Origin of the sequence: Roseibium sp. MMSF_3247, from assembly GCF_030733765.1 — a bacterium.
Taxonomy (GTDB): Bacteria; Pseudomonadota; Alphaproteobacteria; order Rhizobiales; family Stappiaceae; genus Roseibium.
Window position 1 is genome coordinate 368,885 of the sequence record NZ_JASHII010000004.1, and the last position, 24,103, is coordinate 392,987.

The following is a 24,103-nucleotide window of genomic DNA, read 5'->3' on the forward strand; positions in this document are numbered from 1 at the left end:
CAGCCTAGATGAAGTTCTGGTTTGGAATAATTGCTGTTTTGATCGGTATCGTCGCCATGATCGCCTTGATCTGCTTCGGCGGGCCTTTCCTGGCTGTCGCCGGTGTGCGGCCGTTTGAACCGCTTTGGGTGCGCTTGTCGTTGTCGCTCATCATACTGCTTACACTCGGCGGCTGGACCGGATACCGGATCTACAGGCGCATTGCAGCAAACCGGGCACTCGAACAGGAAATCGTTCAGCCAAAAGCGAGCGAAGAGGACCTGCAGATCATGTCTGAGCGCATGAAAGATGCACTCAAGACCTTGAAGACAGCGAGCGGCAATTCAAGAACGTATCTGTATGATCTGCCTTGGTACTTGATGATCGGTCCGCCTGGTGCCGGAAAAACAACCGCATTGATGCAATCCGGATTGAAATTTGCCAACTCGCGGGGCAAAGGCGAGGCGCAAAAACTTGAAGGTTTGGGAGGAACCCGGTTCTGCGATTGGTGGTTTGCGGAGAGTGCGGTTCTGATCGATACAGCCGGGCGGTACACGACGCAAGACTCTGATGAAGAACATGACCGGGAGGCGTGGCAAGGATTTTTGAAGCTGCTTCGGAAAGCAAGACCGAAGCAACCGATCAACGGTGTCATGGTGTCCATCAGCCTGGAAGACCTGATGATACTGTCAGAGGCGGATTTAAAGCTTCATACGGATGCGATCCGCGCGCGTTTGGTTGAACTCTACAAGACACTTAAGATCGACTTTCCTGTTTATATGATTTTTACCAAAGCCGACACGATTGCCGGTTTCATGGAGTTTTTCGGGTCTTATCCGGAAACCCGCCGTAACCTGGTCTGGGGTGCCACATTCCAGACCCGTGAGAAGACCAAGAACATGGTCGCGGAAACGCCAGCGGAGTTTGACCTTCTCATTGAGCGTTTAAATGAAGAACTGCCGGACCGCTTGCAGGAGGAACCGGATCCGAGAGCCCGGCTCATGCTGTTCGGGTTGCCAACACAAGTCGCGGCATTGAAAGATCGTGTCGTCGGTTTCATGAACGCTATCTTTGAACCCAGCCGCTACTACCCGAACGCGGTGCTGCGCGGTTTTTATTTCACATCCGGTACACAGACGGGAACTGCGATTGACCGGGTGATTGGGTCTATGAGCCAGGCATTTGGCACTGCCTATCAAGCTGCAGCGCTTTCGGGACAAGGTAAAAGCTATTTCCTCAGGGACCTTCTAACAAAAGTCATTATTGGGGAATCGGGTTGGGTCACGAGCAACCGCCAAGCTGTCCGGCTTGCCACGGCGGGAAGAATATCGGTTTACGCAGCCATTGCTTTGTTGACCCTCGGGCTCGGAAGCCTCTGGACCATAAGCTACCTCAACAATAAAGCCCTGATTGAAGAAACGAATGCGGCGGTCGCCAGTATTCGCGCCACAGGCGAAGGGGTTATCGATCAAAGGATCGTCCGCGATAACAACCTGGTCGATGTAAATGCGATCCTCTTGTACCTCCGGCTTTTGCCGGCGGGATACAGTACCCAAGACGACCCGACACCCGTGATGGAGCAATTTGGCCTCAGTCAACGGGAAAGACTTGTCGCAGCGGGGATTTCCTCCTACCGGAGCGGGTTGGAAAGGTTGCTTCGGCCACGGCTGTTGCTCAGGATTGAAGAGCAGATGGCGGATGTTCTGGACAATCGGCGGGGCCCAGATAGCAGCGACATCGATGTCCTTTACAATTTGGCGAAACTCTACCGGATGGTTGCCGGTGATGCGCCGGAAACTGACCGCGACCAAATCCAAAACTCCTTCCGCGCTGATTTTCTGGCGAGCTTCCCTGGTCCTGGCAATGAAGCCCTGCGTCTTCAGCTGAACAGCCACATTACAGCGATGCTGGATCTGGACTTTGGTGGTTCGGTTTTAACCAGCCAATTGGATGGAGCGCTCGTTGAGGAAGTACAGCGGGAACTTGCTCGCGTCAGCCTGGCAGAGCGCGGGTATGCCCTGTTGAAATCGCGCGCCAAGGGATTGGCAGCGGATGATTGGATTGCCGAGCAACGCGGCGGCCCGGACATGCAGACTGTTTTTGAAACGGAAAACGGTGACACGCTGGATACAGTGGCTGTCGACAAGTTTTTCACCTATCCGGGTTTTCATTTGACGGTCCTTCCGAACCTTGCCGGTATTCGTGAGGAGTTGGAACGAGACAAATGGCTGTTTGGTGAGATTGGCGAAGCCAATGCCTTTGCCGGACAATACCAATCCCTCCCGTCGGAGATTTTGGCGCTTTACACCAAGGATTTCATAGCGGCCTGGGATACGGCTCTGGGAAACCTGAAATTTAAGTCGATGAGCAGCGACAAGCCGCTTTATACAGCGTTGCAGGCAGTCTCCGCGCCGACATCTCCAATCGTCCAACTCTTGGAGAGCATCCGCCGGGATACGTCTCTAACCCAAGATCTTTCGGAAAGTGCCCAAGGGACAGGCGTTTCGAGCAATCAGGCTCAGGAGGTCGGGGCAGGGGCGGCGCAAAAGGTCTTCCAGCGTTATGTCCTGGATTCGTCCGGAGGTCTTAAACGTATCGGGCTTGAGGCTGGACTAGAGCTTATTGCGCCTGGTGGGATTTCGAACGCGCTTGGGGGCGCTGGACAAAGCGACCCAGGCGTCATTCCAGGAAAGTCAATCGAAGACTATTTCCGTCCGTATCATGTCCTCGTCGAAGGAGAAAACAGCCGGAAAATCGATGCGCTGCTGCTAAACTTCAAGAATATTCTCGACAATCTCTTGGTCGTTGCGAACAACCCGATCCAGAGCGAGACGGCAAATTCCAACGTGCAGATCCAGGCGTCTTTACTGCGCAGCAATGCAACGCGGTTTCCCAGCCCCCTTGATCGCCTGATCCAGCAAGCTGCACAAGAGTTCGATGACGAATACAAAGAAACCTCCATCTCGCAATTGAATGAAAAACTGAAGATTCAGGTTGTCGGCAGCTGTCAGAAGATCGTCGGGCGGAACTATCCGTTCAGCAATGGCCGTTCCGAAGTGGCGATGACTGAGTTCGCGAAACTGTTTTCACCGTCCGGTATAATGAAGCAGTTTTTCGAAGAAAATCTGAAGGCGCTTGTGAACACTCAGGCTCGGCCTTGGACCTGGAAACCGGAGGTGACGCAAGCAGACCGCTTGTCGAATGCGACCTTGCGCCAATTCGAACGTGCGGATTTGATCCGTGAAGCATTCTTTCCAACCGGCAATGCGTATCCATCCATTGGGCTGCAGGTCGTGCCGCGCGCTCTATCACCGCAAGCCGATGCAGCGAGCATGGAAGTGAATGGGAATCTGGTTTTGGTCAATCGCGGTCCAGGCTTTAATGCTGAAATCCAGCCGCTGCCGGCAAGTTTCGATTGGCCGGGCAATCCAGCGACCCCACGGGTCGTCCTAGTGATGGTACCGGAAGTGCCCGGATACAAATCCCGTCAGGAAGTCCATGGTGATTGGGCGTTTTATCGGTTCGTACGGGCCAATCGTGTGAGTTCCAGCGGTGACAGCTTTGTCATTCGAAAGACACTTGGTGGCCGCCAGGTGGCATTTACAGTGACGCTGCGCACCAAGCCAAATCCATTTTTCCTTTCGGCAGTTGGAGAATTCCGCTGTCCTACAAGCTTTTAGCGCAATGGCGAGCGGCTATTTTGGAAAACTGCCCATGCGTGGGGATTTTGTCAGCAGAAATTGTCCCGCGGGCTTTCTGGTCATCTGGGAACCGTTTTTGCAGGAAGGTCTCGCTGCTGCCAGCTTGGAACTGAAAGAGGCATGGGAGGGTGCATACATGACCATGCCGGTTTGGAATTTCGTGATGAGACCGGTAGCTGGCAACTGTCCAATGCGAACAGCGGTCGCTGGTGCCTTCATGCCGAGTGTGGACCGCGTCGGCAGAAAATATCCATTGGCAATTGTAACTGAGTTGGCAGGGTTGCCAGCTTCGGCCAGCAAGCCAGCTGAGGGCTGGTACGATGACGTCAAAGACGTCTTGCTTTTTTCTCTTGAGGAGACAGCTGAGCTTGAGGAGTTTCAACAAAGGGCCGGTAATCTTGAAGACCCGAAACCGGCGGTGGCCGCCTCAGAAGTTTTGAATAAACAAGTTGATTTCTTATCCGGTGACGTCGCTCGCGTTTTGGAAACTGAGTTTTGGACAGATGCCCGGGGAGAAACATACAGCTTCCGGTTCGATGGCATACCGAAGGCTCAAGACTTTGTTAGGTTTGTGAAGCCGGAGCTGTTTGCCACGCACAGGCCCGGAATGACGGCAGGGGATGATCATGGGCAGCCTCGGGAGGATCTGCAAACATGACCGCGAGATTGGAACCACTACCAAAACTGCACGGATTTGCCCTGGGCCTAACTGATGTTGGCCGGATGCGGCAAGAAAACCAGGACGCATATTTCATCGATGAAAACCTGGGGGTTTTTGCCGTCATGGACGGCGCCGGCGGGATGAATGATGGTGCACGTGCCTCGAAAATTGTGTGTGAATCCCTGTCCGGCATAACGGATCCCGCGAGCGCAACAGATCTGTTTGATCAGTTTGAGAGCCGTGTGGTTTGGGCGAAAAACGAAATCGAAAAGGCAGCAGCAAGATCAGAAGGTGTCATGATGGGAACGACCATCGCGGCCTTGCTGACATATGGAGCACATTTTGTATGCCTATGGGCCGGAGATAGCCGGGTCTACAGGTTCCGTGAGGGCCGGTTGGAACAGCTGACGACGGATCATACCGAAGCACAAGATCTCGTTGATCGCAAAGTTCTGACAGCTGAAGAAGCCAAACGGTACCCGCGGAGCCATGTCATTACTCGGGCGATTGGATCTGGTGTGGATCTGGAACTCGATGTTGTAACGGGCAATCTTCAACCATCCGACCGGTTCATGTTGTGCTCTGATGGCCTGACCGGGCATCTTGATGACGCGGTGATAAAGAGCATTCTCATGAATGGAGCGCCACAACCGACTGCACGAGGACTGATCAATGGCGCTTTGGATTCCGGCGGATCCGACAATGTAACCGTTGTGATCGTTGATATTGGCTTTGCAACGAAACCGCAGGCGGAGACATCGCAATGACCGTATCTGGTAACCTGCTGCCTAAAGGGACCCGTTTGAACAATCTCTACGAGATTGAGGAACACATCGCTGACGGTGGGATCGGAACGGTTTATCGGGCGCGCGACCTGGAGAGTGGAGATCCGGTCGCAATCAAGGTGCTGCTTGCCAGTTTTGCCCGTGATCAAATGATCGTGGATTTGTTCCGGCGTGAAGCAAAAATCTTGAAAAAGCTGACGCACGAGGCGGTCACGCAGTATTTCGTTTTTGCGAAGGAACCGGAGCTCGGCATTTATTATCTGGCCATGGAATTCGTGGAAGGGCCATCGCTTAGTTCGAGGCTAGAGCAGGGGGCTTTGGAACCCGAAGCAGTCTTCCGTTTGTTGAAACGGCTGGCGGGTGCTCTTCAGGCTGTTCACGAGCGTCATGTCATTCACCGAGATCTGTCACCAGACAACATCATTCTGCAAAACGGCGATGTGGGACAGGCCAAAATCATCGACTTTGGTATCTCCAAGTCACAGGCCAGCGGTCCAACGATTATCGGTGACGGCTTTGCGGGCAAGATCAATTATGTGTCGCCTGAACAGGTTGGCATCTTCGATGGAAAAGTGACGACCCGCAGTGATATCTACGCGCTTGGCCTTGTGATCTCGGAAGCTCTTACCGGTAAGCAGCTGGATATGGGCGGCACTCAAGTGCAGATCGTTGAGAAGCGGAGGATCCTGCCACCTCTGGACGGTATAGATCTACGGTTTCAGCCTTTGCTTGAAGCCATGCTTCAGCCTGATCCTGCTAACCGTCCAGCGTCGATGGCCGATATTGCCAACTGGACAATGGGTGCTCCCATGCAAACCGGGATCCCAGACAAAACAGTCATACAATTCTCTAAAAGCGCGCCGACCGAGCAGGAAATGCTTGATCAGCCGCCACCCGCGTCAACATGGCCCCGGAAAATCTTGTTGGGTTTGGCACTTTTGGGATTTGCCGGCTTGGGGGCAGCGGGTGTTTATTTCGTTGCGGGAACACCGGTTGAGGAAACCGGGCCAGAACGTCCGTTCCTGGCAGCAACGCCCAGGGAAAACGCCCCCGTAGCGCCAGCAGCTCCAGATGTGAGCAAGGAGACAGCTTCTCAACCCATTACCGGTGATGAGCCTACCGTTTCGGCGGCTCCGACGGCCAGTGCGGAGCGTCGCGAAACGCAAGACAAAGACACGATCGAAAGCGCGTCAACGCAACCGGCTTCACCGAGTTTATCAAGCGAGAACGAGGTTGATTCGGGGAGGAAAACAGCCCCTGTTGTTGAGACACTTCCAATGACACCGGAAGATCGTGTCCGTAAGTACGTCGCGGGTTACCAGACAGGCGATTGCATGTATTTTCAGCCGCTTAAGGTTGCTGGAAACTCAGCAGAGATCGAAGGCTTTGCCGCACGCATGCCCCCGTTCATTACGTTCGACAGTGATTTCAAGAAAGCGCAGGGGTACGAAGCGACAATTCAGGCCAATCTGGTGAAGGATGCGCAGTGCCCAGCGATAGCGTTTTTGCAGGCAACACCACAAGGGGCAGGCGAAACCAACCTTCTCTTGGATATGCAACGGACTGTTTTGGAAAACGGCAGCAATATGGCTGGAAGGATATCCGGCTTTGATCCTGCGGCGGGGGAACTTGGCCTGATAATAGTTGCCAGCGACGGGCAGGTCACCGATTTGACTTCCTTTCTCCAATCTGACGACGGCGGTGCGGGATTTGTTGTTCCCCTGCAACTGAACCGGTCGGACGAGGAGACCGGATTGATCATTGCAATGGTTGGCAAGGATCTTCCGAAAGCACTTGCCAGTGTTACGGAGAAGGCGGCCCCCGCCTATTTCGATATTCTAGAACGAAATGGCGAGGTCTTGCGCGCAACTGCAACCACGATCAAAATACTGCCTTGACCTTCGCTGCGCACCGGCAGGCAGATGCCAAATGAAACGCTTTAGCAAGCCGATACACCTGCCAGAGATTGTGACTGGCCCCAAACGTGACAGTTCACTTGCGTTAATCAATGTCGTGTTTTTGCTACTGGTATTTCTCCTGGTTGCTGGTTCGTTACGCCCGCCGTTGCCGCAAGAATTCGAGTGGGCAGAAACAACGTCCGAAGATGAGGCGGCAGGTGCAATCCAAGGAAGCCTGGCCCTCGACAGAAATGGAGCTGTCTGGGACGGAACGAAGTTGCTGGAAGCTGTTGAACTCTCAAACCGCTTGACGAGACTTGCCGGGGCTGGGGGCAGTTTAACTCTTCAGGTCGACAGGCGTACGAGCATCCACAGCCTGAACGTGGTTGCAGGTGAGGCTAGAAAAGCTGGGCTGAAGAAACTGACACTGATCACCTTGGAGGCTGCGGATCAGTAATGCCAGCGGTCGTACCTTATTCGGCCGAAAGCTCGAACGGCCACTTTTCAGTCCGACTGTGGGCAACCGGTTTGTTGGTATCCCTTGGCGTCCATGTCATCGTTCTGACCGTTGGATTGCCAGAACTTCAGCTCACGCCAATTCCAGACCAGCGTAAGGTGGTTGAAACAGAGATTTTTCTGGACGTCGGCGGCCCTCAGTTTGAAGTTGCGGACGCTATTGAGGCAGCTGCGTTATCGGAAGTCGCTCCCGACGAAGCCATTTTGACCGACGTTCGGTCAGAAACCGTTGTTTCTCCGCAGCCGCAGGAGGCGAACATCGCTAACCCACAGGTGTTGGTAGAGGCAAGTCATCTGCCCGAATCTGTGGTCACAGCGCCTGTGCAAGCGTTGGCCGAGGGGCCGATGCCAGAGGCGATTACACCCTCAAAATTAGAAGCGCCTCCGTCTGCATCGGCTCCCGCCGCGCTGGAAGCGGTAAAAGCGATAGAGCAGCAACCAGGACAAGTGCCGGAGCTAGAGCAGGTGACACCTGTGCCAGTCGCACCAACTGCAGAAACTCTTGCATCTTTGAATACAACGGCCGTCGCCATAGTGCCGGAATACTTTGCCCCGGATACCACTTTTGTTCCGTTAGCTTCGCCATTGCAGGATAATGCCGGACCGGGAACCTCGCTGGTTATCGAACCCTTGCCCGGCGTTGACGTCCCGGAAATTGCTAGCACAACAGCTGATGAGCCGATGAGTGGTGTTTTAGTGCCAGAGGCGAGCCGGGATGATGGGTTAAATCCTTTATCTCCGTCAGTTCCCCTTCAATCAACAGTCGATGCCGTATTGCCCGCTAACGTAACCTCTATAACCCCTCCTGAAGTTCCACCGAGCGCTGCAGTGAATACAAGTGCTATGGTCATTTTGCCTGACGCTGTTCCTCCGCCAGTTCTACCAGAGGCGATCAAGCCGGATCCCGTCGCTGTTGAGCAGAAAGTTGCAGCCTTCGAATCCCTGAGCGGTGCTGACGTACTGAAACCGGCGGATCTAATCCAGGAACCGGCTGCTGTGCCTGAGAGCACTGTGGCGCGACCGGGAAATGTCGAGCCTTCCGATGTAGACGTTCTCGACCCGACCGAAAGGATCGAGTCTTATGTCGCTGCATTTGATGTCGGTGATTGCGCGCATGTGACGGTTGAGTCCGCTGGCGTGAACACTGCGCAAATCACTGCTTTTGGGGCCACGATTGAGCCGTTCGTTACGCTGGATAAAAAGTTCAAGCAAGATCAGGGCTTTGCTGCAGATATCGAGCTAAGGGTAGTTACACAGCCGCAATGCGCGCTCTTGGATACATTGAGCGTTTCAGACGGGATCGAGGCTGTTAATCTAATTTCCCTTGATAAAACCGTTGTCCGAAGCGGTACTGCAGTGTCAGGCGTTGTGGGGCGAGATCTTCCCACCGACAAGATACTCGTAGCGCAAAAAAGCGGCGTGCCTTTGTTCGGCATCGGGCCGCCAGAGTTGTATCTCATTGACGATATCGGTCAGATCCATGACGGTCGTTCGTTTGTTTTGCCATATAGCGATCCCAGCAGAGCAGGCGGGTGGCGGTTTGCAATCCCCGTCACAAAATTGTCTTCCGGAAATGAAGAAACGGCGCTTGTTTTGGTCGTCTGGAATCGACCCGTAAACAACCAGCCGGCGAGGTTTGGGACACACCCAGCGTCCCGAATACCAAGCGTGTTGGAGTATCCCGGTGTCTATTCCCTGACCGCCTTTAAAGTCACACGTTGAGAAAGGTCATTTGGCGGGGCCTGCCGTGAAAACGCCAGTCAACAGGATTTCCAGGGTGGCCCGTTCTTTCTCAAGGCGGGTTTCAAACCATGTGACAGCTACCGATACTGGTATTGCGACCGCAAGGCCGCAGGCTGTTGTTAAGAGGGCAACCCAAATGCCACCGGCAAGTGTTGACGGATCAGCGGAGGAGCCGGATTCCTGAAGTGACTGGAATGTCTCGATCATACCGAGAACCGTACCGAACAGACCGAGTAGAGGCGCAACCTGGCTTACCAGGTCCAGGGCTTTCAACCAGCTTGCCAATGCGAATAAACGGTCAGCCGCTCGGGCAGACACTTCTTCTCTTAAACGCTCTTCTCGAATGTCCCGTTCTTGAAGCGATAATTGCTGCCGGTCCAGTGCCTGAAGCGCGTCCATGGCGCTGCGCACAAGAGCTGCCGACAAGGACCTGTCTTTCAATAGGTTTTGCGAGGCAGCGGTCCGGTCACCTGATCGCCATAGTGTGACGGCTTTGCGCACACTTATGTGCTTTCCGACCCGCACCATCCAGAATTGCAGAACTTTGCCGGTAATGATCGCGCCCGCCAATACCGAGATACACAGCAGCAAAAGAACAACCGGTCCCCCGAATTCAAGCAAGGACGATGGCGAACCAATCATAAAGCAATTTCTCCGTCGCTCTCAGATGGCAGGTCTCAATCCCCGAATTGCAATGACGTGCGGTTGGACAGTTGTAAAAGATCCGGGCAGTACACATCAGTTATGGCCGGAGGAACACAATTGACCACGTCGTTGATATGAAGGCGGGATAGTCCGTCGCAAGAAACATCAGGCAGATCGAACTGTTGGACCTTTGTTTTTCCAGCCGACATGCGCCGAAGATCAAGACGCATCAACCGGTCAATAATGCCCTCGTTGTTGAACACGACGAGTTCAAGCCCCAGTTTTTCGATCGGTCTTTCAAGACCATTCGTAGCAATCACGGACAAACGGCACCCACCGGCTTGATTGGACTGCACCTGGTTGAGTTCCAGTTCAATTTTACCGGCGGCATCCTGAGCGGATGCCGATGATAATAGACACAATGCCGTAACGGCCGAGATCAGCGCGATAAGCTTTCTAAAATACATTCCGTCCCCCAGCGTCCGATACCAGCCATTCCACTTTCTACACAGACAACATGCACTTTCTGTTTTCAATCATAGGAAAGCAGAACCGTCCAGTCTCGAGCGCCCTCCGTTTCGACCTGATAAAAGTCGGCTTCCATCAGCCCGCGTTGCCAGCACTGATCACCATCGTACAACACGAATTTTTCTTCACGGATACAAAGGGTGACATCTCCCGTCAGGCGGCTTTCGCCAAAACCGTCCGAAACATGCAAATAATATTTCTTCTGACTAAGATCCCCTTGAATCAGTGGGGTGCAGGCATTGGCGGTCACGGTCCACCAACCTTCTGTGCGTATCCCGTCCTCGGTTTCGTAGCCGACAGCAACGTTTACAAGATCCAACGAACCGTTACAGATTTTCAATCCGGCGCTTGCAGTCGAGGTCCAGACCAAGAGCGCACAAGCAAATGAGGCAAGGGCAATGGAGGGCTTCAGTAATCTCCAGGCCGAATATCTGTTTCCCAGTTTCCAGTAAGCTTGCGTCATGGACCGTTTCCCCGGTTGGATGCAGCCTATGGGACTCCCAATATCTGGTCAAACCGGAAACGATATTTGCAATCCTGGTTAAATTTTGTCTGACTGGGATAAAGGCAACCACGAGACTTGTAATGCTTCGGATACGGAAACCTCTGGGCGCTCGCAAACGGCTCTCTCTAACGCCGTTGATCGACGTAATTTTCATCCTGGTGATGTTTTTTCTTTTGTCGTCAACGTTTGGAGTATGGCGCCCAATTGATGTCTTGTTGGGACGGATCGCCGGCGCAGAAGCACCAACAACCCCACAAAGTAGCAATACGCCTTCTGTGTTAATTACTGTAAGTGGTGGAGAGTTGCAAAGTTTGGACATCGCCATCAATGGTGTCCGAGTGCAGCTGGAAGGGGTTGTCCCCGAACTGAACCGCCTGTCGGAATTGGGCGCGACCAGTGTTTTGTTGATACCCGACAGGACGCTTGATTTTCAGGATATGGTCGATGTCCTCGACCTTGCGCGCACGTCACGCATGGGAAGCATAAACCTGCATCTTGACTAGACTTCGGGATCGTCTGGTGGGACATTTCACAAAAAAGGCCGGTCTGGGACCGGCCTTTTGCTGATTGTGGTGACCGCGGCTAGTATCGGCTGCCGATGGCTCCACCAATAATGCCACCAACGACGCCACCCATGAACGCTGCGCCTGCAGTGTTGCCACCGTTATTGTTGTTCTGTTGGCGCTGCCGTGTGTTCTGATGATTGTGAGTGGTCGCCGTGTTGGTCCGGGTTGTGCTGCTGCGTGTCTTCTTGGCTGCTGCAGCTGCTGCCCGTTTGCGGTTCACTTCTGCAACATAGGCCGCGTACTGGGTCTCGGTCTGAGATGTCAGCAGCACGTATTGCGCAGCTGTGAAATAGCCACTTGGTACCAAGCCGTTCTGGGTCTGCCAGGCAGTGATGCCAGCGCGGGTTTTCGGGCCAAACGCACCATCTGGACGGCCGACATTGTTGCCGGAGAGGTTCAGCCGTGTCTGGACTTCACGGCGTGCCGTGCGGTTCCAGCCGATTGATGCTTCTGTTTCAGCTGTTCCAGGGACTGCCTTTTGCGGGTCAGGGAGTGCTGTTGCCGAACTCGCTACGCCGGCGGTTGTTGTCGCATCGTTGGCTGAGGAGTTTCGCGCCGCAACTTGTGTGCCGTCTTGCAAGCGCTTGATTGCGTTGCGTGCGAAGTTTTTGAAGGTGCCTTCCGGATAAGCAGAAAGATAAGCTTCATAATCTGCGATTGTGTCGCTTTCCTTCACGGTGTTCCAAACCAGTTTTTCCCGTTCCCACGCGATGGTGGATTGGGTTGCTGCGGACGAAGCAGCCGGTTGAACAGCCTGCGGCGCTGTTTTGGCGGTGTCTCCAAGGCTCGCAACTTGTTGAGATCCGGCATCACTTTGTTTGTTCAAGAAAACCTCACCGATCAGGGAGGCGTTCACCCACGGGCGCTGACGCTTTTCGGTTGCATCATAAACATCGCCAGTGACCCGTGTCATGACAGTTTGAATGGATGCGTTCGGGGTGTCGATGTGGCGGATCAAAGCAGATGTAAACGGCGAGTTGCTGCCTTCGCCATCGAGGGCAACATCGCCCGGGCTGGTTGAAAACGCAATCACAGAGCCTTCACCGCCGGTTTCCTGGACCTTGATCTCCGCGAGGCCTGTCCCAACGGCGCCGGAGCGACTCGGCCCCATACGGCGGGCCAAGGTGCGGGCCAGTGGGTTGTCACGGCACGCGTCAAGAAAGACCATCTGCACTTTCACGTCCTTCGACATTTGGCGCATGATGAAGTCGACTGAGATTGTCTCAAAATCAATCGAGGTTTCGTCTTCAATTTTCGCGTCAACCGGGATCAAAAGGTTTTGGCCAGCGATCTGCATGCCGTGGCCTGCATAGAAGAGAAGCGCAATGTCGGCCCCATAGGCCTTTTTTGCGAATTCCATCACCGTCCGGCGCATGTCCGTGTAGGATTGATCCATACCGGACACAACGTCGAAACCTAGCCCGCGCAACTTACCAGCCATGACTTCAGCGTCGTTGGCCGGGTTTGGCAGTGCGATTGTGTGTTCATAAGCGCCGTTGCCGATAACCAGAGCAACGCGTTTTGCAAGTGCAGGTGCGGTGCCAGCGAGTACAATTGCAAGCACGGCGATCAAGTGTTTGAACATCTCCATGTCCTCTCATCGATTTGGTGTCGCCGGTCGGTTGATCCGATCTTGTTCAGATATTCGTTCAAGTGAGAACATGTATACCTGCCAAGGCGTTGTCAGACTGTAATGTGTGTCACAAGAGGCCGGAAATGACAGAGTTACGGTTAAAAACGCAAAAAACTCAGTATCACTGCCGATTTCGCCTGCCTCAGTTCGGTCAAACAATAGCCGAATTCTCGCAGAAAAGCCACGCTTTCCTTAGCGTAACAAGGCAGGATGTTGAGATTTGCAAGAAGAAGAAAATGGCACGCCCAACGGGACTCGAACCCGTGTTTCCGCCGTGAAAGGGCGGCGTCCTAGACCGCTAGACGATGGGCGCGCGGTCGACGCGGTTGCGTCGTGGGGAGGCTTATAGGCGGGAAATGATTGGCCCGCAAGTGCCTTTTGGAGAAAATTTCACAGGCCCGGAAACTCGGGCCTGTGCTTGTTGAAAACCGGCGATCAGCCGGAAATCATTTGTCTGAGCTCGGCGGGGATACCCTTTGCCGGATCACCACTCGCCGGTGTTGCCCATAGACGCCCAGGGTTCCTTGATTTCAAGGGCCTGACCTTTTTGCAGAAGCTCGAAAGAGATGTTGTCCGGGGAGCGAACAAAAGCCATGCGGCCGTCGCGCGGCGGGCGATTGATGGTCACACCTTTGCTCTGCAAGGCTTCACAGAACTCATAGATGTTGTCGACTTCATACGCGAGGTGACCGAAGTTGCGGCCGCCGGTGTATTCTTCCGGGTCCCAGTTATAGGTGAGTTCCAGAACCGGACGGGCGTTTTCCTTCGCGCTGTCAACGTCATCAGAGCTTGCCAAGAACACAAGAGTGAACCGGCCCTGTTCGCTTTCATAGCGGCGGGTTTCGGTCATGCCCATTTTGTTGCAGTAAAAGTCGAGCGATTCATCCAAATTGGAAACACGAACCATGGTGTGCAAATAACGCATGTCTTACCCTCTTTAGTAGCGTTTTAAATTTGATGGAGCAACGGACCGGCTCATGAAGATCATCACCGAACTGGCCGAAGCGCAGGAATTTGTGTCGTCTTTCGCCGAAATGCCCACGGGATCGATCGTGGCGTTGACGGGCGCGGGTATCTCAACTGATTCCGGCATCCCGGATTTCCGGTCACCCGGTGGTATTTGGTCTCAACGTGCTCCTGTTCAATATCAGGATTTTCTGGCTTTTGAAGAGAGCCGTCTTGAAGACTGGGACCGACGGTTCGAAATGCAGTCGTTTTTCTCGGACGCAGAACCGAATGCAGCGCATCTTGCACTGAGCAGTCTTGATGCAAGTGGACAATTGTCCACCTTGATCACGCAGAATGTCGACGGATTGCAGCAGCGATCGGGCGTTTCAGCAGGCAAACTGATAGAGATGCACGGCAACTCTACCTTTGCCACTTGTCTGGAATGTGGCCGTGAGGCCGCCCTGGAGGATCAAAAAACCGCAGTCGAGGCTGGGACCAGTCCGCGCTGCACGGCGTGTGGTGGGCTTTTGAAAGCAGCGGTGATCAGTTTCGGTCAGGCCATGCCGGAAAAGGAAATGGATAGGGCGGTGGACGCATGCCAGTCCTGTGATGTGTTTCTCGTGCTCGGGTCTTCCCTGGTGGTACACCCGGCTGCGCAATTGCCCGTTATCGCAGCCCGCAGCGGTGCAGATCTTGTGATTCTCAACCGGGAAGAAACGCCGATCGATTCGATCGCGAAAGCTATCTTGCGAACTCCACTCGCGGCGACTTTCGCAAATTTTCCTATGAAATCGGCGTAAATCGCTGAAATCGTCTGTGGTTAGTCTGTTAATTTTTCTTTCCGGCGAAATGTGCGGTGTTATCCTTTTGTTAGGAATCAGCTGTCGGGTGCGTGGTTATCGGGCCCATAGCTGGTAGATGTGCACCAGAGACGGGACATTTGATTATGGGGGTTAAAGCCGCACGGGATCCCCGCGCACTCGAAGACCTGACGGAAGATGTTGCCGTTGATGTATTCGAGGTTGCCGGAACGATTAAATGGTTCGACGTCGGTAAGGGCTACGGCTTTATCGTGCCGGACAGTGGCGAGACAGACATTCTGCTTCACGTGACCTGCCTCAGGCGGGACGGCTTCCAGACCGCTTACGAAGGTGCACGTGTCGTGTGCGAGGTTTTGGACCGGCCGCGCGGTCTTCAGGCGTTTCGTATTCTTTCCATGGATGAGAGTACGGCCGTTCACCCATCTCAATTGCCGCCTTCGCGGACCCACGTACAGGTGGTCCCGGAGACCGGCTTCGAGACCGCGACCGTCAAGTGGTTCAATCGTGTGAAGGGCTTCGGCTTCCTGACACAAGGTGAGGGGACTGAAGACATCTTCATCCATATGGAGACGCTTCGACGGTATGGCATTACCGAACTTCGGCCTGGCCAAGAAGTGCTTGTGCGCTTCGGTACCGGTCCGAAGGGACGTATGGCTGCCGAGATTCGACCGGTCGGAAGCGGAACCCACATTCCAGCGTCTCATTGAACCGGGATACATCACAGTTTACGGCCGGACATGTTCCGGCCTTTTTTAATGGTGTAACTGGGTAGGACCTGTCGCAACCGGAGTTCTCATGAACGCGTACCAATTGCCCCGATCCGTTGCCCTGGCATTGTGTGTAGGCTTTGCCATCCTTTTGAACGCCGTCAGCAACGAGTCGTTTGCCGGGAACAGTCAAACGCTTCCAACCGAGCAGCTGACCGTCATTTCTGGCGCGAACGAACATCGGTTCACGGTGGAAGTGGCTTCAACGGATACGCAGCGGGCGAAGGGGCTGATGTTCCGAGAAGAAATGGCAGCCGAACATGGTATGCTGTTCATATTCGACGGCGAATTCGAGCGCCATTTCTGGATGAAAAACACACCGCTGCCGCTCGATATCATTTTCATTTCCTCTCAAGGGGAGATCGTCAGCATAGCAGCGGACACCACGCCGTATTCGGAGAAAGTCATCCCGTCCGGCGCGCCAGCAAAATTCGTTCTTGAGCTCAATGCGGGAACTGCGGCCAAGCTTGGCATCATACCGGGAGACGAAGTGGTTGCCGGCTCGATGGGACTGAACGACGCCTGACGAAGCCCGTGTCTTTGGAAGTGCATCACAGCTCTGAAATTGACTGTCCACAAGCATGAGCTCAGGGCGTTACTTTCGCTACTTGACGAACGAAGCAAACGCGGATACACCGCCCGAACCAGCCGTCGGGGTATAGCGCAGCCTGGTAGCGCATCTGGTTTGGGACCAGAGGGTCGCAAGTTCGAATCTTGCTGCCCCGACCACTTTCTCTCTCTATAAAAACTATTATGACGGCTAACCAGCAAACGCTTTGTTTGTCTGGAATTTGGTTTGATCAAAGCTGCGTTTTTGAGGAAATCGGGGAAGTTGTGTTCTTTTCCTTGTGCATCCCTCAGAGGTGCCTCAACTTTGTCTGGGGACCGGGAGAGAAGCGGCGGGACCGCTTTGCCCGAGGCAGGCAGGGCGAGATGAACAACGATCAAAAACACCAAACGACCTTGGAGGTGGCCGCGGCGATCGCCGTTGTAAAGGCGCTAATTTCAGACGGCGGGTTGACTGTTAGGGAAAGCAGCGATTTTGGTCTCTTCGAAAAGACCATCCGGAAGACTGAAGACAAGTATCTGATGGAGGACTTTTCGCCCCGGTTTTTCGATCTCCACGGTTCAACCGCCTTTTGGATCGGCGCGTATGACAATCGAGGAAATGTCGTTTCCTTTCAGGCCGCGAAGGTTGAGGATCTCCAGGACCGGAGCCTTGCAGAACACTGGCAGCAACAGCAGCGGCGGATATTTGTCGATCCGAATCCGCAAGCCCGTTTCGGCAACGAACATGCCCACGATGCGTATTTCCTCCGGGGGAAGATTGTTTATCACGGCAATTTGTGGCTGCGCCGGGATGTCCGCGGCAAAGGGCTTGCTGAGCCCTTGACCCAACTTGGCTTTCTTGTGGCCCTTTTGAAATGGTCGCCTGACTATCTCTATGGATTGATGGCGGCGACTGCCGCTGAAAAAGGGTTTGGCATCCGGGTCGGGTATCGGCGGTTCGTGCCCCGTGGCACTCATTGGGAGATGCCGCCCGGCCACATCCGCCCGGATGATTGGCTGGTGTATTCCACCCGCAGCGACCTTATTGGCCTAGCACGGACGATAGCGGCTACAGGCGGCGCTGCAGATCCTGAATAACGCCGAAGTAGGCGCAAATCTGATAACTTGCCGTTGGCGCAGGCCTGATCCCGACGATCAGCCGTTCGAACGCGATTTCGTATGTCTCGCCGTCAAGTGAGATCCGGGTGCGTGCGTAACCGTAATAGGGCTGAAGATTGAGCGCCGCTTTATAGGCGTCAGCTGAAGCTTTTTCCAATTCCGGATCAGGTGTGCGCAATCCGGTTGCCGGACCGCTCGAGGCTTGCGGGTTTGCCCACTGATCGCCGAACAGCAGCCGTTGACTGGATTCGCGTCCAACATAGAAAATCGGAGGCGGCTCCATGTCTGAAACCTTGTCGGAACACAGGCTCAAATAATTGATGTAAGGTTTGAGAGAGCTGGGTGTGGCCTGGTGCGACGCGGATAGAATTGATTCATAGAATTCAGACAGTTTTGGGTCTGCAAGGCCTTGTTCTATAACCTTGGTCCCAAGCTCTGTGAATTGAGATGCCGGACGTGTCAGCACAGTATTACGGTACCCTTTTCGTTTCGCCTTACCGATTGAACGCTGTGAGCAACAAGGACATGACGTTCAAGAATTCTTCCTGTTTCTCAGGCGGGAGGTCGGCAACGTCTTCAACGGCGTAGTCGAGTGTTAAAATCATGGTCCACATCTCGCTGAGGTTTGCAGCGTCAATATCAGCGCGCAATCCAACTGGGTCCAGGCGAGTTGTTTCAGGCAGCTCAAAAGAAATCTGATCATCGCTCTTAAAACCAAAAAGGTTCTGAAAGTGATGTTGCATGACTGGCCTTCCTGTTATTGGGTGAGCGGATCAGCCTTTCGGATCCCGGACACCATTTTTTGCCGGTGTTCTTATTTGCCAAACAATTCGGGTGGCAGAACTTAACGGCAGAATGCACTCGTAACTTTCTCATTCCAGGCAGGGAGATAGCATAGGTTGTGTTTTTGCGCCATAATGCAACGCAACTGGTTCTCCAATTTCTTTCACATCGTTAACTCAGCATTGCATGCGAAGCGTCGTTTCTGTTTGGGTTCTTTTTTTCCCGGCAATCCGGTCATGGCCGTAACATGAGTTCGCCACAGGTGCGCTGTAAATTAGCGCGCGAACTCAGCGCAGTTAGACGGCAGATATTGACTTCCGGACCAAAGGAGGGAACAAGCTCATTAAAGATCTGCCACACGTCAAACTGAGCACAGGATAAGACCTATGGTCGCGCGCATTTACCAGCCGGCAAAAACGGCGACGCAGTCCGGCAAGGCCAAAACGCAAAAATGGGTTCTGGATTTTGAACCGGAGGTGGCCAAGTCCGTCGAACCTTTGATGGGTTACACGTCGTCTTCGGATATGAAGCAGCAAGTGCGCATGGTGTTCGAAAGCCAGGAAGACGCCGTCGCTTATGCAAAGCGCCAGGGCATCCCATATCGTGTAGAGAAATCGCAGGCACGTGTGGTACGAGGTGCTGCCTACGCTGATAATTTCAAGTTCGACCGCGTCGCGCCCTGGACGCACTAAGCCGGCAGTGATGTCCTTGTCGTCAAACAAAAATGATTGTTGAAATGATCGTTTTGATATCGACAGGATTGGCGGCTTTGCCGCACAAAGGGCTCAGCAATCTCGAGCTCACGGCCCCGTAGCTCAGCTGGATAGAGCACTCGCCTTCTAAGCGAATGGTCGCAGGTTCGAATCCTGCCGGGGTCGCCATTATTTCTGATAGTGTATTTTTCAAAGATATGAAGCTTTTGGACCGGCTCTCACGGTTAACAACCTCAGTTTTAGTAGTGCCAGGAAGCGGTCGTCTTCAGTTGCGAAAAATCGAACACTTATGATCTTCGAACGCAGATCGATCCAGTCTTCAACTGCATTGAGCCCCTTTTGACCGCACTTAGCTTTGAAACGAAAAAAGACCGGGATCCCGGGTCCCGGTCAGTCTTTGGAGCGTTGCACTGAAGCTGGACAAGCCGCGATCCAGTGAGGACCAGAAGCGCTGCAGCCAAGATAGCTATGGGGCCAGTGTTTCAGGTGCCCGTGCTGGTTTGATTGACCATCAAGGGGGTTACCTTGGACTTCAGAATAGTGTCGAGATCTTCGCTGCCGTCTTCAAGGGATTGAAGCGCCATATCGAGGAAATATGAGCAAAAGGTCCGACCGTCTTTGTCAGCTTCCTTTTGCGTATAACGGATCATACGCTTGATGGCCTCTACGGGAGGTTCCTGATCAAGTTTTGGATCTGTTTTAACGTTGGACTGAGACATAATACCACCCACCAGTGTTGCTGTCTTTTGGAGGATTCCTGCACTCTGGAAGCCTTTCAAGATCGCCATGTTGTTCTTGAAGCGTGAAACGAGCGTGATAAAGTCTTCGTGTATATCACGCAGCGTTGCATTCTGGGTTGTGTGGCCGCTGTCAAAAATGACGTGAGTGAAGGAAGTCTTACGGTGACGATCCCAGTTCCACACTTTGCGGGTCTCGGGCGGCCGATGCTGAAGGGGGCAGACGGCGATCCTGTCGCGACCAAAACCCGCAAGGCACTTGCTATCCTCGGTTATGTCAGCCGTATCAGTGACTTGAGCGCATCCCGCGAAGCCGTCGCCGATCTTCTTTGGAGCAGTGCGACCGGACACCGGGGGATGCAATCGCTTCGCCAGGCCTTAAAACAGTTGAAAACGGCAGAAGAAATTGCCGGGCTCGATGTGGTCAAAACCCAAGGCGGGCATATTCAAATTTATGCGGGAAGCTTGCCTACTGATCTGGCGTTCCTCCTGGACCTGCTGAACACCTCCGATTCACCGGATTTCAACACCGCGATTGCTTTATGGCGTGGCGATTATCTGACTGGTTTTGAGGATATCGATCCTGTCTTTACGGATTGGCTGCTGATCGAGCGTCAGCGCATCCGGGATGAGGTGATGGATGCCACGCTGAAACACCTTTCTGGCGCAGTTGTCGCTGCTGCCACCCCCGGGGCGGAAGCTGCCGCCCACTTCCTTCTGCATATGGATCCCGCCTTTGAACCGGCCCACCGCGCGCTGATCCAGATCTACCTGCACCGCGGCCAACGGGAGCGGGCGGAACAGCAATTGCGGGCCTGTGAGCGCGAGCTGTCAGAGTTGGACGGTGTGCCGGAACAGGAAACCCGGGATTTGTTGTCAGCAACTGCGCGCTCAGGCCCGTCAAATGCGCAATTGGTGCTGAGCAGGCCGCAGAACCCAGAATTCTGGCAAGATCCGGATGGAAGCGATGTCACGGTCGTGGATCACGGGTCGGACAATGTTATTCATTTCCCCAAGATTTCGATTGTTTCGTCCGAGTTGGCTCGCACTGCGCCCAACGATGGAATCTACTTGCGCGAGGAGATTGTCAGCGGTCTTTCCGCATATAGGTCCTTTGATCTCTTTCAATCAGATTACTTCGGCGATGCTGAAGGACCTCCGCCCGTGCTGGTTCAGGGCGACGATGGAGGAAATTTTCTACTTCGTTTTCAACATAATGATCGTTCCGGCAGAGTATTGATCCAGTTTGAGGACCGTGCCGAAGGACGGATTGTGTTCAGCGAAGTCGTCGACTTGCAAGAGTGGGATGGTATTGAGAATGCGGCCAGTCACACAATAGGTCGCATCTACAGTCACGTGACAAACAAGCTTCGGAATCCGAAAAACAGTTCTGCGTTTGCGCGGTGGTGCCAGGCGGAAGCCTTGATGGTGGAGTTTGATCCGAAATCTGACCGGAAGGCATTGCAAATCCTGGAGGAGATTTCCAAACGCCATAGCACGTTCTCAATGTCGTACTCCGGAAAGGCCTTGGTGAACATTAAACAGCTATTGCACTACCGGGTTGAGGATCGCGACAGTGTCCTGTCGTGGGATGAGATAATGGCGCTGTGCGAACATGCCGTGAAACTGGACCCGTGGCAGCCGATTAACCTGAGAACTCATGGGTGGGCGCTTATCCAGTCCGGCTTGGCTGATGAGGCGCGCCGGTCGTTTATGCAGGCCATTCGTTTGAACAGCGTCGATCCAATCAATCTGATTTCAGCTGCTGAAGGTTTGGCATTTGCTGGTGAGGTTGAGCTTGCTCGGAGCAAAGCGGAAAAGGCGATGAACCTGTTCACAACCGTGCCGCGGGTCTTCTACGAGTATTACTCTCTGGTTTTTTTCGCATCCGAAGATTTCGAAACGGCTGCTAAAATAATTGAGCGCGCGTCCTACAAGAGCATTGTTGGGCTGACAACACGAGTCGCTGCACTTGTATGTGCAGGGAAAGATGCCGAAGCACTGGATCTTTTGAGCCGGCATAGCGAAAGCTTGGCCAAGGTAATCGATCAGGCTGGGCTGGGTACGGGCGACCCCGATGAGTGGGGGCGACGTATCAACTTCTTCCAAGACCCCAAAACACGCGCCTCATATGACCGCGGTGTTCAGCTGGTCAAGAGATACTTCTTTGGCGACAGGGCTGCGATCTAGTTGATCAAGAAAACTGACGGGCAAGTGGGACAAGGTAACCGGGATCTGCCTGATCGATCTTCTTCTGATCCAGGCGATAGGGGAGCACTGTCGTCTTGGCCTGTGTGGCGTCAACAACCTCAAAATCCATCAACTGCACAGCATGCTCTGGCAAACCAATTTTCCGTAATTCATCCTTTGGATTCTGGATAAGCTTTCGACGCACTTCCTTATCCGTCCGAGCGAGAGCGAGCAGCTGACCGAGTGCAACGACGTTGCTACGGTAATGAGGAAACCTGGCCATCGGGGAAAACCTTGTGGGTGCGGTTAAAGATTGCGACCGGAGTTGGTGGCCTCCGGTCGCAGGTGCAAGAAAGATCGGTCGTCGATCAGTCCGGCATTTCTTCATAATGACAGCTCGCCAACGCCAAGCGGCCAAGCTCTTCGAAATAAGTTTCATCACCTGCTGCAACGCGTGCTTCATCAATCTTTGCCGGGATGACCAGATGCACCTTGTCCGCGGTGTCGGCGTAGATTTTTACATCTGTTGCGAGGCCGAGCTCCGACAGCGCGGCTTCCGGGTGTTCGGCAAACTTGGCACGTTCTGTTGAGTTCTGGATGATTTCACCAAGTTTCGAACCAATGGCCAGTTCGCGATTGGTAGTTGAAAGAGTGTGCATGCTAAGCCTCCAGTTTATTCGGTTGTATGTTTTTCAAATTTGTCGGCGGCAAAAGTAATAATAGCCCCGAAACTGGAAAGTAATCACGTTGTATCGGTACTGTAAGTAACAACGCATTTCGACTACTTGATCCTGCACAAAAACAATGCATCAATATTTTTGTAAAACAATAGAAAAGCGTAAATGCTACCGCTTCACAATTTCTAATGAGTCTGTTGATCAAAAAATATACTTGATCATGTTCTCAGGAATGCTTTAGTCGCAGAACGTTTTTTTGTGGGGGAGCGATGCAGCGTTTTATGCCAGAGGTTCTGAGTGGGCTTGTGAGTACGGGTCTGATCGCGGGCACGGAGCGAGATGTGAGACCGGTCAATCCGGATGCCGAGCAGGCTCTCCGGCTGTTTGAGCTGGTCTTGCGAGCCGGCCGGGTTCGCCTGGTGCCTGTCTCTCTTCCAAGCTGTCCAATCCATTTTTGTACCGCTGTTGTTACGCCTCAAAACTCTGATGAGCAGCGTACGGCAAAGGCGACTGGGTCCTTTGCTGCCGGTGGGCAAGCAAATACGAAAGTAGGTGCATCTATTAGTTGTATTGGGGAGGTTGCTGAAAGATTAACCCTTTGTTCTCTTGGGCAAGACGATCCGCGGGTTGTTGGCGTTACGAAGGGTGAGTTTCAAGCAGATCTTGCTTCCATACTGGGATTTAGTCAGGCCCAGATGAGTGATTTGCTTCGCAGGCGAACGGAGTTGGGGCGGGAGTCCCGTGGTTCTGCATTAGATTGGAGTAAGTTGAGTAATCGTCTTGTTCGCGTAAGTAATTTGTTGAACGGGACTGAGGCGCGGCTACCTGCATTCGCGGCGCTTTTCGGAGAAGTTGTTCTCGAACACGGTCTCACGGTGGGCGTTTCGTCAACAGTTGGGTGTGCGGTCTGGTCTGACTTAGAAGGCGCGCGGGAGCGGGCTCTGTTAGAGCTTGCAGAGCGCGATGCAGTGGCTCAGGCTTGGTACAACCGCTTGGGGATAACAGTGGTACCCAGGCCGGTTTTGCGCGAAAAAATTTCTGACAACTTGATGAAATATCTGTCTGAGCGCCACCGAAAGACAACGGTTTGCAGGGTCGAAACTGATCTGCCGGTCCACGTGGCCGTTGCCATTTCTCACCGCAACGATGGTCACGCGGCAGCGTTTGGTGCTTGTGCCGAATGGGATCTCGGATCAGCGATGTTCGGAGCAATCACCGAAATGCTGCAGGGAGAAATCTCGTTGTCTGCGATGGAGACTGCGTACCCAGATCGTCCCCATGAGCAAGGCAGCAAAATTCCATCTCAGCTTCGGTATGCCCGCGAGAGATCGATCCTGGATGATTGGCCAGTTGGAGAAGCCTCGGTAGCGGCTTCTTTTTCTGAAGCCGAAGCCTTTACTTATGACGGATTGTTGGAGGCCTTGCGGCAGAAGGGAATTACAGTTTGGGAGTTTGATGCGACACGTCCGGATCTTGGTGTGCCCTGCATCAAACTGTTCTCACCCGAATTGTGCACCTGGCAGCCGCGGTTTGGCAAAGACAGGCTCTTTATAGGCGTGGTCGAGCGCGGACTGCGCACTGAACCTGAACGGGAAAAGGTCTTCTCAGAGCGCCCGTTCCCATTCTAGTCATGCTCAGG

At 53.7% G+C, this 24,103-nt stretch carries 24 protein-coding genes and 3 tRNA genes; 16 read left to right on the forward strand and 11 right to left on the reverse strand.

Going from position 1 to position 24,103, the window contains the following annotated elements:
- Positions 1-8 precede the first annotated feature (8 nt).
- The 6 genes from tssM (at position 9) to RBB44_RS15635 (ending at position 9,262) form a co-directional block, all read left to right on the forward strand.
- Complete coding sequence (tssM, locus tag RBB44_RS15610; RefSeq protein WP_306148617.1) at positions 9-3,659, forward strand: type VI secretion system membrane subunit TssM; 3,651 nt, start codon at positions 9-11, stop codon at positions 3,657-3,659.
- 4 nt (positions 3,660-3,663) lie between these two features.
- Positions 3,664-4,338: a type VI secretion system-associated protein TagF gene (tagF, locus tag RBB44_RS15615; RefSeq protein ID WP_306148618.1), complete on the forward strand. Its 675-nt coding sequence runs from the start codon at positions 3,664-3,666 to the stop codon at positions 4,336-4,338.
- Entirely contained in the window at positions 4,335-5,108 is a 774-nt protein-coding gene (locus RBB44_RS15620; RefSeq protein ID WP_306148619.1) for a PP2C family serine/threonine-protein phosphatase, read from the forward strand. Before tagF ends, RBB44_RS15620 begins: the two co-directional genes overlap by 4 nt.
- Positions 5,105-7,024 carry a serine/threonine-protein kinase gene (locus tag RBB44_RS15625; RefSeq protein ID WP_306148620.1) on the forward strand — a complete coding sequence of 640 codons (1,920 nt, stop codon included), beginning with the start codon at positions 5,105-5,107 and terminating at the stop codon, positions 7,022-7,024. Before RBB44_RS15620 ends, RBB44_RS15625 begins: the two co-directional genes overlap by 4 nt.
- Before the next feature lie 31 nt (positions 7,025-7,055).
- Positions 7,056-7,481 (forward strand): biopolymer transporter ExbD, encoded by a 426-nt coding sequence (locus tag RBB44_RS15630; protein WP_306148621.1) that lies wholly within the window; start codon positions 7,056-7,058, stop codon positions 7,479-7,481.
- Between the two features lie 116 nt (positions 7,482-7,597).
- Complete coding sequence (locus RBB44_RS15635; RefSeq protein WP_306148622.1) at positions 7,598-9,262, forward strand: hypothetical protein; 1,665 nt, start codon at positions 7,598-7,600, stop codon at positions 9,260-9,262.
- Positions 9,263-9,268: 6 nt separating this feature from the next.
- On the opposite strand, the gene RBB44_RS15640 is transcribed toward RBB44_RS15635, so the two are convergent.
- The 3 genes from RBB44_RS15640 to RBB44_RS15650 form a co-directional block, all read right to left on the reverse strand.
- Positions 9,269-9,925 carry a MotA/TolQ/ExbB proton channel family protein gene (locus RBB44_RS15640; protein ID WP_306148623.1) on the reverse strand — a complete coding sequence of 219 codons (657 nt, stop codon included), beginning with the start codon at positions 9,923-9,925 and terminating at the stop codon, positions 9,269-9,271.
- 35 nt (positions 9,926-9,960) lie between these two features.
- Positions 9,961-10,395, reverse strand: a complete 435-nt coding sequence (locus RBB44_RS15645) for a hypothetical protein (protein ID WP_306148624.1) — start codon at positions 10,393-10,395, stop codon at positions 9,961-9,963.
- A gap of 65 nt (positions 10,396-10,460) precedes the next feature.
- The gene (locus tag RBB44_RS15650; protein WP_306148625.1) at positions 10,461-10,919 is read right to left on the reverse strand and encodes a DUF1036 domain-containing protein; all 459 of its coding nucleotides are present in this window, start codon (positions 10,917-10,919) and stop codon (positions 10,461-10,463) included.
- Between the two features lie 122 nt (positions 10,920-11,041).
- Between RBB44_RS15650 and RBB44_RS15655 the strand changes: the two genes are divergently transcribed.
- Positions 11,042-11,464, forward strand: coding sequence for a biopolymer transporter ExbD (locus RBB44_RS15655; protein WP_306148626.1), 423 nt, complete (start codon positions 11,042-11,044; stop codon positions 11,462-11,464).
- Between the two features lie 79 nt (positions 11,465-11,543).
- Here RBB44_RS15655 and RBB44_RS15660 read toward each other — a convergent pair whose 3' ends face one another.
- The 3 genes from RBB44_RS15660 to RBB44_RS15670 form a co-directional block, all read right to left on the reverse strand.
- Positions 11,544-13,112 (reverse strand): caspase family protein, encoded by a 1,569-nt coding sequence (locus tag RBB44_RS15660; protein WP_306148627.1) that lies wholly within the window; start codon positions 13,110-13,112, stop codon positions 11,544-11,546.
- 285 nt (positions 13,113-13,397) lie between these two features.
- A tRNA-Glu gene (locus RBB44_RS15665) sits at positions 13,398-13,473 on the reverse strand.
- Positions 13,474-13,644: 171 nt separating this feature from the next.
- Positions 13,645-14,085: a VOC family protein gene (locus RBB44_RS15670; protein ID WP_306148628.1), complete on the reverse strand. Its 441-nt coding sequence runs from the start codon at positions 14,083-14,085 to the stop codon at positions 13,645-13,647.
- Between the two features lie 52 nt (positions 14,086-14,137).
- On the opposite strand from RBB44_RS15670, the gene RBB44_RS15675 reads away from it, so the two are divergent.
- The 5 genes from RBB44_RS15675 (at position 14,138) to RBB44_RS15695 (ending at position 17,343) form a co-directional block, all read left to right on the forward strand.
- Complete coding sequence (locus RBB44_RS15675; RefSeq protein ID WP_306148629.1) at positions 14,138-14,908, forward strand: Sir2 family NAD-dependent protein deacetylase; 771 nt, start codon at positions 14,138-14,140, stop codon at positions 14,906-14,908.
- A 146-nt stretch (positions 14,909-15,054) separates the two neighbouring features.
- Positions 15,055-15,636: a cold-shock protein gene (locus RBB44_RS15680; RefSeq protein WP_008195514.1), complete on the forward strand. Its 582-nt coding sequence runs from the start codon at positions 15,055-15,057 to the stop codon at positions 15,634-15,636.
- Positions 15,637-15,724: 88 nt separating this feature from the next.
- Positions 15,725-16,222 (forward strand): DUF192 domain-containing protein, encoded by a 498-nt coding sequence (locus RBB44_RS15685; RefSeq protein WP_306148630.1) that lies wholly within the window; start codon positions 15,725-15,727, stop codon positions 16,220-16,222.
- A 126-nt stretch (positions 16,223-16,348) separates the two neighbouring features.
- Positions 16,349-16,425, forward strand: a tRNA-Pro gene (locus tag RBB44_RS15690).
- A 204-nt stretch (positions 16,426-16,629) separates the two neighbouring features.
- A complete protein-coding gene (locus RBB44_RS15695) occupies positions 16,630-17,343 on the forward strand; it encodes a hypothetical protein (RefSeq protein WP_306148631.1) in 714 nt (237 codons plus the stop codon).
- On the opposite strand, the gene RBB44_RS15700 is transcribed toward RBB44_RS15695, so the two are convergent.
- Together RBB44_RS15700 and RBB44_RS15705 are read right to left on the reverse strand one after the other, a co-directional pair.
- Complete coding sequence (locus tag RBB44_RS15700; RefSeq protein WP_306148632.1) at positions 17,315-17,830, reverse strand: hypothetical protein; 516 nt, start codon at positions 17,828-17,830, stop codon at positions 17,315-17,317. The two genes, RBB44_RS15695 and RBB44_RS15700, sit on opposite strands and share 29 nt — an antisense overlap.
- Before the next feature lie 28 nt (positions 17,831-17,858).
- Positions 17,859-18,107 carry a hypothetical protein gene (locus tag RBB44_RS15705; protein WP_306148633.1) on the reverse strand — a complete coding sequence of 83 codons (249 nt, stop codon included), beginning with the start codon at positions 18,105-18,107 and terminating at the stop codon, positions 17,859-17,861.
- Positions 18,108-18,533: 426 nt separating this feature from the next.
- Between RBB44_RS15705 and RBB44_RS15710 the strand changes: the two genes are divergently transcribed.
- Positions 18,534-18,839, forward strand: a complete 306-nt coding sequence (locus RBB44_RS15710) for an ETC complex I subunit (RefSeq protein WP_133947138.1) — start codon at positions 18,534-18,536, stop codon at positions 18,837-18,839.
- 112 nt (positions 18,840-18,951) lie between these two features.
- A tRNA-Arg gene (locus tag RBB44_RS15715) sits at positions 18,952-19,028 on the forward strand.
- Positions 19,029-19,342: 314 nt separating this feature from the next.
- On the opposite strand, the gene RBB44_RS15720 is transcribed toward RBB44_RS15715, so the two are convergent.
- A complete protein-coding gene (locus RBB44_RS15720; protein WP_209002195.1) occupies positions 19,343-19,648 on the reverse strand; it encodes a hypothetical protein in 306 nt (101 codons plus the stop codon).
- A gap of 114 nt (positions 19,649-19,762) precedes the next feature.
- Between RBB44_RS15720 and RBB44_RS15725 the strand changes: the two genes are divergently transcribed.
- Positions 19,763-21,787 carry a BTAD domain-containing putative transcriptional regulator gene (locus tag RBB44_RS15725; RefSeq protein ID WP_306148634.1) on the forward strand — a complete coding sequence of 675 codons (2,025 nt, stop codon included), beginning with the start codon at positions 19,763-19,765 and terminating at the stop codon, positions 21,785-21,787.
- Positions 21,788-21,791: 4 nt separating this feature from the next.
- On the opposite strand, the gene RBB44_RS15730 is transcribed toward RBB44_RS15725, so the two are convergent.
- Both RBB44_RS15730 and RBB44_RS15735 read right to left on the reverse strand, forming a co-directional pair.
- Positions 21,792-21,941 carry a hypothetical protein gene (locus RBB44_RS15730; protein ID WP_306148635.1) on the reverse strand — a complete coding sequence of 50 codons (150 nt, stop codon included), beginning with the start codon at positions 21,939-21,941 and terminating at the stop codon, positions 21,792-21,794.
- Positions 21,942-22,155: 214 nt separating this feature from the next.
- Positions 22,156-22,446 (reverse strand): hypothetical protein, encoded by a 291-nt coding sequence (locus RBB44_RS15735; RefSeq protein ID WP_133947141.1) that lies wholly within the window; start codon positions 22,444-22,446, stop codon positions 22,156-22,158.
- Between the two features lie 359 nt (positions 22,447-22,805).
- Between RBB44_RS15735 and RBB44_RS15740 the strand changes: the two genes are divergently transcribed.
- Complete coding sequence (locus RBB44_RS15740; protein WP_306156130.1) at positions 22,806-24,092, forward strand: YcaO-like family protein; 1,287 nt, start codon at positions 22,806-22,808, stop codon at positions 24,090-24,092.
- The last annotated feature ends 11 nt before the right edge of the window (positions 24,093-24,103 follow it).

Bases quoted from the DNA above. Each gene is read 5' to 3' on its own strand.
- tssM (WP_306148617.1), top strand. From the start codon at position 9: ATGAAGTTCTGGTTTGGAATAATTGCTGTTTTGATCGGTATCGTCGCC.
- tagF (WP_306148618.1), top strand. From the start codon at position 3,664: ATGGCGAGCGGCTATTTTGGAAAACTGCCCATGCGTGGGGATTTTGTC.
- RBB44_RS15620 (WP_306148619.1), top strand. From the start codon at position 4,335: ATGACCGCGAGATTGGAACCACTACCAAAACTGCACGGATTTGCCCTG.
- RBB44_RS15625 (WP_306148620.1), top strand. From the start codon at position 5,105: ATGACCGTATCTGGTAACCTGCTGCCTAAAGGGACCCGTTTGAACAAT.
- RBB44_RS15630 (WP_306148621.1), top strand. From the start codon at position 7,056: ATGAAACGCTTTAGCAAGCCGATACACCTGCCAGAGATTGTGACTGGC.
- RBB44_RS15640 (WP_306148623.1), bottom strand. From the start codon at position 9,925: ATGATTGGTTCGCCATCGTCCTTGCTTGAATTCGGGGGACCGGTTGTT.
- RBB44_RS15645 (WP_306148624.1), bottom strand. From the start codon at position 10,395: ATGTATTTTAGAAAGCTTATCGCGCTGATCTCGGCCGTTACGGCATTG.
- RBB44_RS15650 (WP_306148625.1), bottom strand. From the start codon at position 10,919: ATGACGCAAGCTTACTGGAAACTGGGAAACAGATATTCGGCCTGGAGA.
- RBB44_RS15655 (WP_306148626.1), top strand. From the start codon at position 11,042: ATGCTTCGGATACGGAAACCTCTGGGCGCTCGCAAACGGCTCTCTCTA.
- RBB44_RS15660 (WP_306148627.1), bottom strand. From the start codon at position 13,112: ATGTTCAAACACTTGATCGCCGTGCTTGCAATTGTACTCGCTGGCACC.
- RBB44_RS15670 (WP_306148628.1), bottom strand. From the start codon at position 14,085: ATGCGTTATTTGCACACCATGGTTCGTGTTTCCAATTTGGATGAATCG.
- RBB44_RS15675 (WP_306148629.1), top strand. From the start codon at position 14,138: ATGAAGATCATCACCGAACTGGCCGAAGCGCAGGAATTTGTGTCGTCT.
- RBB44_RS15680 (WP_008195514.1), top strand. From the start codon at position 15,055: ATGGGGGTTAAAGCCGCACGGGATCCCCGCGCACTCGAAGACCTGACG.
- RBB44_RS15685 (WP_306148630.1), top strand. From the start codon at position 15,725: ATGAACGCGTACCAATTGCCCCGATCCGTTGCCCTGGCATTGTGTGTA.
- RBB44_RS15695 (WP_306148631.1), top strand. From the start codon at position 16,630: ATGAACAACGATCAAAAACACCAAACGACCTTGGAGGTGGCCGCGGCG.
- RBB44_RS15705 (WP_306148633.1), bottom strand. From the start codon at position 18,107: ATGCAACATCACTTTCAGAACCTTTTTGGTTTTAAGAGCGATGATCAG.
- RBB44_RS15710 (WP_133947138.1), top strand. From the start codon at position 18,534: ATGGTCGCGCGCATTTACCAGCCGGCAAAAACGGCGACGCAGTCCGGC.
- RBB44_RS15720 (WP_209002195.1), bottom strand. From the start codon at position 19,648: ATGGCGATCTTGAAAGGCTTCCAGAGTGCAGGAATCCTCCAAAAGACA.
- RBB44_RS15735 (WP_133947141.1), bottom strand. From the start codon at position 22,446: ATGCACACTCTTTCAACTACCAATCGCGAACTGGCCATTGGTTCGAAA.